Source organism: Nocardia farcinica (assembly GCF_029867845.1).
GTDB classification, from domain to species: Bacteria; Actinomycetota; Actinomycetes; order Mycobacteriales; family Mycobacteriaceae; genus Nocardia; species Nocardia farcinica_A.
Map to the genome: position 1 here is coordinate 1 of NZ_JARWRU010000476.1, position 7,696 is coordinate 7,696.

At 60.5% G+C, this 7,696-nt stretch carries 7 protein-coding genes; 3 read left to right on the plus strand and 4 right to left on the minus strand.

The genetic code is table 11. From position 1 onward, the window contains the following. The first annotated feature begins 137 nt into the window (after positions 1–137). Genes QH283_RS10190 through QH283_RS10200 form a run of 3 tightly spaced genes read left to right on the plus strand, consistent with a single transcriptional unit; the run spans position 138 to position 3,957 of the window. Positions 138–1,457: a hypothetical protein gene (locus QH283_RS10190; protein ID WP_280502772.1), complete on the plus strand. Its 1,320-nt coding sequence runs from the start codon at positions 138–140 to the stop codon at positions 1,455–1,457. Next, positions 1,454–1,975 (plus strand): phospholipase D-like domain-containing protein DpdK, encoded by a 522-nt coding sequence (gene dpdK / locus QH283_RS10195; RefSeq protein WP_280502773.1) that lies wholly within the window; start codon positions 1,454–1,456, stop codon positions 1,973–1,975. Before QH283_RS10190 ends, dpdK begins: the two co-directional genes overlap by 4 nt. Continuing rightward, positions 1,972–3,957 carry a hypothetical protein gene (locus QH283_RS10200; protein ID WP_280502774.1) on the plus strand — a complete coding sequence of 662 codons (1,986 nt, stop codon included), beginning with the start codon at positions 1,972–1,974 and terminating at the stop codon, positions 3,955–3,957. Before dpdK ends, QH283_RS10200 begins: the two co-directional genes overlap by 4 nt. Before the next feature lie 32 nt (positions 3,958–3,989). Here the strand turns inward: QH283_RS10200 and dbpB (QH283_RS10205) are convergent, their stop codons facing one another. The 4 genes from dbpB (QH283_RS10205) to QH283_RS10220 all read right to left on the minus strand — a co-directional run. Next, the gene (gene dbpB / locus QH283_RS10205) at positions 3,990–5,105 is read right to left on the minus strand and encodes a DGQHR domain-containing protein DpdB (RefSeq protein ID WP_280502775.1); all 1,116 of its coding nucleotides are present in this window, start codon (positions 5,103–5,105) and stop codon (positions 3,990–3,992) included. Beyond that, positions 5,098–6,348, minus strand: a complete 1,251-nt coding sequence (dpdA, locus tag QH283_RS10210) for a tRNA-guanine transglycosylase DpdA (protein ID WP_280502776.1) — start codon at positions 6,346–6,348, stop codon at positions 5,098–5,100. Before dpdA ends, dbpB (QH283_RS10205) begins: the two co-directional genes overlap by 8 nt. A gap of 2 nt (positions 6,349–6,350) precedes the next feature. Continuing rightward, on the minus strand, positions 6,351–7,490 hold the full coding sequence (gene dbpB / locus QH283_RS10215) for a DGQHR domain-containing protein DpdB (protein ID WP_280502777.1): 1,140 nt from the start codon (positions 7,488–7,490) through the stop codon (positions 6,351–6,353). Beyond that, positions 7,491–7,696 (minus strand): hypothetical protein (locus QH283_RS10220; RefSeq protein ID WP_280502778.1); only part of this gene is annotated, 206 nt, incomplete at its 5' end.

Consider the following 7,696-nt stretch of genomic DNA (forward strand, 5'->3'; position numbering starts at 1 on the left):
ATCAACCCCACCCCCCGGCTATCGTATCCGACTTGGTGGTGCATCCCTGCTGCGTCAGGGGCACGGGCCCCCCCGGGTACGCGGGGCCCGGGCTGGCGGGGACACCTGCGTGGCGCACACTCGCGTTCCGGCGAAGCGTGCTCTCGGACAAGCGACTCGATGGGATCGCGAACGTATTCCAGCGGCGATGGCTGGTCGAAGTCTACCTACACGCACACGTCGACGCGGGCATCAGAAACCCCGGCGGGGAAGCCGACTACTCCTCGCTCGCCAACGGTGGGTGGGCGGAGGACCTCGCGACGTTCCTGGGCACCGCCTATCGATCGGACGACACTGGTGCGGTCGAAAACCACCGCGTGCTGGCTGATCTCACCGCCCTGGCTGCTGATGCGGATGTGCAGATCGTGGTCGAGGAGCATGCGACATTACTTACTTCCCCAGGGGTCGATACGGCGACACGAGACCTCCACCGGCAAGTCTTCGCCGACACGCTTGCCGCCGCGATACTCGACGCGACGTTCGCTCTCGTACCCGATGCCCAGGAAAACGACTTGGTCGTCGATGTGGAATTGGTACACGGCGCCAGCGAATACCGAATTGTCCTCTCGGAGACGTCCATCGGAGGACTCGGCATCATGGAGGCCCTTCACAGGGCATACGCGGTGGATCCGCGTCGGTTCTGGGATGGGGTGGGCCGCGCTGTCGCGCCGACCGATGTCGAAGGCAGCGATCGTGCGCTTCGGACGGCGCTGGCGGCCTTGGCTGACAGCCGATCGCGATTTGCACGAGCCGTCGCGGATTTCCGCTCGGCCCGCGGTGCAGGTGCACTCGATCGAGCGCTCGACAACTTGCGGCACCAATGGGAGGTGCTCGACGGCCCACCCAGTCACCTCGCACTGTCAACCTTCTCAACCCGATTCCTGCGGCCCGGTTCCCAATCCCAACTCGATGCAAAGGTGTGTCAGTTGGTAAGCGCCTGGGGTGATCTCGAACGCTCCCTCGGTGTCGAGGTTGATCCTCGTACGCTGGTCTACCACGCAGACAAGGGCACGCTCGGCGTCTCGATCAAGCCTATGACTCTCGACTCCGCATACAGCATGCTCTGGGCAAGAGGCTATACAGCCCGCAACAAGCGCCTGCAGCACTGGAATCCATACCGCGATGATGTGGTCGTAGAGCGCCTCACGATCGAGTCGCTCGTTGCCGACAGGTCGGTCATCGTGGATGTCTCGCAGGATGGATGGCAGGCGCACTACGTCGACGCTGTCGAGCGAGATGGTGCAGTCCGATTGTGTGCGCAGGCATCGCAGAACGACCATCTCGCAATCGCAATCCGCGAATGCCTCGTCACACCCGTGGAGCGCGCCGGTCTGCGCGTGTATGCCCGTGTCACGGCTGTCGACCGACATGGCTTGGAATCAGTCGTACGAATGGATCTCGCCGAGGAGTTGCAGTGAGCATCCGAATGCAGCGCACCATCCGAACCCGGCCGCGGAACGGCCTGGCGATCACGGACGTGCTGGCCGGAGTCCTGCTCTCAGAACTCTGCTCGCCCAGCCCCGAGTTGTGGCTCGTCAGCGGGTGGGTGAGCGACACTCTGGTGCTCGACAACTCGGCTCACCGCTTCGATGCCGTGCTGGGCGACAAGGCACCGACTGAACTGCTCCTCTCCGACGTACTGGTCCAACTGGCGCGCCTTGGTTCGAAGGTGCATGTCGCCGTGCGAGAGGTCGAACACAACGTTGGATTCATTCGGCGCCTACGGAATCATGAGGTTCCGATTCGCGTGTACTCGAGTCCAGATCTGCACGAGAAGGTGCTCGTCGGTGACGACTGGGTCATGAAGGGGTCTATGAACTTCACGTGGAATGGCTTGCAACGCAACGAGGAGAGCATTGATCTGCTCGTCAGTCGCGCGGCAGCGGCGAGAGAGCGTCTCGAGTTGCAGACCCGATGGATCAGTGGTGACGAATGATGTCATCCGACTACGACGAGGCCGTGCGGCGTTTCTTCGCCCCGCCGAATCTTATCTGGCCCAATTTGGATCCGGACGTTGGACAGGCGGGAGTGATCAGCCCATTCATTCACAGTGCACGCGACAGAGGGGAATGCCCACTGGTTCTGCCGCGTCGGGACGGTAGGGGAGAAGCGGCCACCGTCTATGTGGTGTGTTGGGACACTGCCCATGCGGGGCGCATCCGACCGGTTCTGCATGCATTCTTCGGTGCCTATCTGTCGCCATTCGACGGTCGGGTGGCTCGGCTGCGGATGTCGGACGTGCCCGAGCGGGCTATTCACGATTTGGTCGGGCCTGGAACGACTTTTGTGTTGCGCCCTGATCCTGAAACCGAGTCGCACCTCGTCAGAGGACTCCAGCGGTTGGTGCGCAGCCTTGCCGGACGCCCCAGGCGACGGCCGTCGCTTCCTCGACCTGTGGGCAGGCTTCTGCGGGAATTCGACGTTGCCCTCGCCGCGGGAGCGATAGCGCAGTCCACCGGTCTCCTCGAGGAGATCGAGCGGATCGGTGGTATCTCGCATGAGAATCTGGCTTTCCTGCAATTGCAACGACTTGGACGGTTGGGACGCGACTCCGAGCTGCTGGCGCATACTTCGCTCCCCACTGTCGTGCACACCGAACCACCCACGGTGGTCCGTGAGGCGATCCTTGGTGCCTGGTCGCGTGTCAATCTCTATACCGATGGCGAGTTGGATGTCCAGGAGGCGCTGGGTCGCCTCCGCAACGACCCTGTCGACGTAGCCATGCTGGCCGGAGCGTTCTTGGCACGGTCGCATGTCACTGACGCAGTCGCTCTCGGAGTGATCGTTGCGGCGGCACGGGGAGACCGTGAACTGGCGCTGCTTCTACTGAAGAACCAATCGATCGGCGAGTACGCCCGATCTGTGCTCGAAAAGCAATTGGGACTCCACGAACAACCGGAGTCGACTTCAGACAACGCGCCGCCAGTAGAGGCGGGCCAGGTATCTGGCGAGTCGGACCAAGAACCAGTAGAGGACACGGATCGATCGCCGGGTTCGTGGATCGAGTGGCTGGGCGGCCTCGACGGGACCGCACCATCACACAACCCGATGGAACTCGCCGATTCCTGGCCTCCGGTAGCAGAACATGATGCCGAGATCGCTCACCTCATCGATGCACTGCCGGATATCGCGACCGAGGCGTTGCTTGCTGGAGTAGCGGCGTTTCTCGAGACCTCGGACTCGGAAGTGCCCGCACCGGAGACCGCGCATGCGTTCATTCGCCGTTACCTGATCGAGGAGCGGTTCGCACCGGCGGACGTGAGCGCATTGACTGCGCTCCTTGCCATAGTGCTCAGCAGTGCGCCGAAGGCCGACGACTATGCTGAGTTGCTAGACGATCTAGGGGCCTTCACGAATCGTTGGGTTTCGGTGAACACGGCCGCCCAGGCGCTGGACTTGGCAGATGTCGTCACCTGTGGGCCGCGCCCGGACAGTGACACGCAAATCGCTTTCGTGACGCGAATTCTGGGCGAACTGCACCACAAGCGGCACCGGTTGGCAGGGGCATTGCGCTCGCTTGCCGCGCTGATCTCCGATGATCTGAGTCTCGATTTCGATTGGACTTCCGCGAAAGTCGAAGGAGCGTCTGCTGAGCGTGAGTTGCCGACGGGACTTCGCGTTTTGCTGTACAGCCTCGATGCAGGAACGCTCGATCGTGTCGAGGCTGCGTTAACTGCTCAATATCCCACCATCCAGGTGAGTCGGTCCTCCGACAAGGTCGGCAATGCAGCGCTTCGCCAACACAGTCGCAACGCTGACGTCATCGCCATTGCTACTCGCCGTGCTGCACACGCCGCCACCGGCTTCATCGTCGACAACGCCGTCCGGGGCAGGATCTGCTACCCGGACGGTTCAGGATCGGCATCCATGCTGCGGGCAGTTGAAGCGGAACTGGACGACCTTCGAACCTCTGGATGACAGCGCGATTCGGAGCGGCGATATGTCGGCTATCAGACGATCGGCTTACGCACTCGCACCGCAGCAGCCAAAACCTTGGTAAGCAGCTTGATATCAGTCGGGGTGTTCTGCAGGGAATTCCACCGCCGCTGATCGTCGAGGCCCAGATCCCATGTGCCCGAAGTCCACGCAGTGACGTCTCGCAGCCCGTCCAGTCGCCGTTCCAATCCGCTCTCCGGTAGTTGGTCCGCTGTGTGCCTGTCGGTGAGCATGTCCATCACGTACCCGAGTGACTGAATACCGACACCGTGCGTGAGTCGGGACTTCCTGGGTGGCAAGGTCCATTCGATCGGCCACATGTCGGCGATCAATTTCCAGAAGATCTTCAGGTGCAGGACCATTTGTTCGACGTCACCAGTGCCGTCCTCGGGATTCCGGTACTGGTAGAGGGCTCCGTCGTACAGGCTGTTCTCGATCATCTTGAGGACGCTGTTGTCCTTGATACGGCCGTCTGGCGATGTCGGTGTTGCGATCGCTCCGTAGAAGGGACTGTCCTCCTCGATGTTCAGGCGAATCATGACTTCGGCCGGGAGTTTGCGCCGGGCATACTTCGGGGGAAGATAGCCGGCCGAGTCCGGCAGCAGTTCGTGAATGAGTCCTTTGGGCAGCGGTTTGGTGTTGTTGACCAGGATGAACTGGGAGCGCTGCTCCTCCTCGCCGTCGGCGATGAACGCAACCACTGCCACCGGGAATTCGTCGACGTCGGCGTCTCGAATGGCCGCGACACGTTGCTGACCGTCGACGAGCAGTCCGGGCTTCGCCGACTCATCGATCGTCTCGTCGACGGGGATGACGAGATCGCCGGGGATCGAGTAGTCCACCGCGCTGAACTGGCGACTCGGTTCGAACCGGACCCGCCCATCGAAGGCCAGAACGATGGCATTCGGCAACATGGCTTCAGGAGATTCGAGATACCTGCGGATCGCCCGGATGTGGCTGAGGACCTCCGGGCGCTGGTAGCCATCGAGGCTGCCTTGGCCGGAGCGGCGTACCCGTGACACCGTCGTGAAGTCGAGTAGGTGTTTGCCGTCGATACCGAAGCAGTAAATGTGGCGATCGCCCTGCCGGACCTGCAGAGCAGGGACCCGAATGTCGTAACGATCAGCCATGAACGGACTCCTCTTGTTTCGATTGTGGGACGTCGGTGCGTTGTGCGTCCATCTTGGCGGCGAGGACCGACAGGTTGTGAAATCCACGCCTCTTGTTTCGCTCGGTTCCCCGGAAAATCATTATCTCGATGCCGTGTTTGCCGCACAGGCCGCAGTCACACGACTTCCACGGGGCATCTTCGAGAGTGCGTCTATAGGATTGTTCACGGTTCTTTTCAACCCCGATCGTTCGGTCGTAGGCGAGGACTGCGTCAAGAGTTTCTTGGACACTGCACTCTCCCCGGTCGAACTGCCGTAATGCCGCCAGACAATTGCGTTCTGCGGTTAATGCGTTGCGTTGAGAAATTTTTCCAGATAGAATAGCCCGCTTCAATGTCACATTGCCGTCGACCTGTGGCACGCGGATTGCGGTATATGTGGTCGATCGAGTGTGGTAGTTGTCCCGGTCGTCCATGAAGGATTGGCGGAAGGCTGAGGTGCTGTCGAAACTGGTGACTCCGAGTTCTTCGAATGAAGTGACCGAATCCAGGCGGGTTATGCCCAGCAGGTGCAGTTCGGTGCTCCGGCTGCGCACTTCGTCGATCTTCTGTAGACAATCCAGGATATCCGGAGTCTTCAGAGGAACCATGCCGCCGAGGGCGATCCGCTTATAACCCATCTCCTGCAGTCGGGCGACACTGTCGGCGTAACTCTGGGGGTTCCATCCTTGCGCGGCGCCCACCGGTTGGACCAGGGATTTCCGATCTGCGACCGCCGCCAAGAATTTTTCGGCATACTGGAGCGATATGTTCTTGCGCTCCACCCATTCTTCTCTGGGATCGTTCACCAAGCCGGGCCGCTGATACCCCAAGATCACATGGTCGATACTCACGCCAGCATCGAACCCGCACTCCTCATAGAAATCGAGTACCTCGTCGACAGTGTACGGAGGAGTCGGTTCGTTGACGTAGTTGAATGCTCCGCAATCCCCGAGTGTTGATACGTCATCGGGCAGTCTGAAAAACGATCGGACACCGAGGCGATACAGTCTGTTTCGTTGGGGCATCGAGTACTTGCCAGCGCTGCGGACCGAACCGTCCACGATCGCTTTGGAGACCAATACGCCGTTGTAGGCGGGCTTGGCCAGTACCTCGTGAGCATAGAGGTCATCGCGTTGACGGACTCGAGTGGCCAGATACTCGTCGTGCAGGAAGTCGTAGGTCGGACTCACGAGATCCTGGCTGTCCGGGAAATAGAACTTCATCTCTAAACCCCCACCCTGGCGTTGAGGTACACCCGAATCAGGTAGTTGGACAGTTCCTGGATGTGTTTGGGTACATTCTGGACCTCGTTCCATTTCATTCCGTTCTCATCCCATGTTCCCGAGGTCCAGCAACAGTGAGGAGCAACGAGTTCCAGGTGTTTTCGAATCGTCTGTGGTGCGTCCGGTCGACGTGCGTCCACCGTGCCGAGTATGCGATCCATCAGCCTGCCCATAGCACGGATTCCTGCGCCGTGCATCAGTCTGCTTCGACTCGCGGGTTTTCCCCATGCATCGGGAAAGATGTCACGAACTGCGGACCAGTATGTAAACAAAGCATGGATGATCCCGTCGAAGTCCGTCTCGTTCTGACGCACATCGCGATACGGATACAGGCAACCGGAAGGCGAAGTGAGACTTTCTTGGATCATGTCCACGACGGCTGTATCCGTAATCACGGCCATGGTGTCGTCGTTTTTCGGTGTCGAGGATCGACGGATCATCCCGCGCATGGGAGATCGGTTATCGGTGTTCAGGACATCGCACAGTTCAGAGGGGGCCTTGCGTAGCGCCAGGCGCGGAGGCAGTTTGCTATCCACTTCGGGCAGCAGTTCCGTCACGAGCCCTCTGGGGAGCGGTCGAGTATTGTTGACGCGAATGAATTGATCGCGCTGTATCTGCACCGAGTCGGCGACGAAAGCGGTTACGGGTACCGGGAAATCCTTGTTCTTGATCCTGGACAGAGCTATCGCCCGTTGCTGCCCGTCCACGATCCAGGCCGGCTTCGGCCGCCCGGATGCAGGCTGGGGGATTGTCACCGTGCCGGTTATGCCCAGCTCGTCACCTGGCATGCGGTTTCCGCGGATTGCCTGAAATTGCACCCGATCGGACAAAGCCATGATGATCGGATTAGGAAAGATGGCATCGAGGCCGTCGAGGTATTCGACGATCTCCTGCACGTGGCGGCGGACTTCCGGCCTCTGGTATCCAATGAGTTTGCCGGCCTCATCTCGGCTGACGCGGGAGATGTCGCCGACCTGTAAAATCTCTTCGGCTCGGAGCGTGAAGACGTACAGGGGATGCCTGCCGCTCTGCGACAGGCAGAGCGCTCGTCGGCGAAGCACATTCGGGGTGGTCGAGGTCATTCAGGCCGCCACCTCAGCCATGGTTTCATGGAAGAGTTTCTTGAAGCGTCCTTGCTCACACGAGAATCCAGAGTCCCGCAGTTTTCGCAGCAACATGGTCGCGCTCACCGAAGGCTGATCTATGTGGAGCATGATGAACTGACGGACTTCGGCGTCTTCCATCCGGACGCCGGGAGTCCGCCGACTCGGGTCGGGTGGGGCGGCAG

Excerpts from the sequence above, each read along its gene's own strand:
- QH283_RS10200 (WP_280502774.1), top strand. The coding sequence starts at position 1,972 with ATGATGTCATCCGACTACGACGAGGCCGTGCGGCGTTTCTTCGCCCCG.
- dbpB (WP_280502775.1), bottom strand. The coding sequence starts at position 5,105 with ATGGCTGATCGTTACGACATTCGGGTCCCTGCTCTGCAGGTCCGGCAG.
- dpdA (WP_280502776.1), bottom strand. The coding sequence starts at position 6,348 with ATGAAGTTCTATTTCCCGGACAGCCAGGATCTCGTGAGTCCGACCTAC.
- dbpB (WP_280502777.1), bottom strand. The coding sequence starts at position 7,490 with ATGACCTCGACCACCCCGAATGTGCTTCGCCGACGAGCGCTCTGCCTG.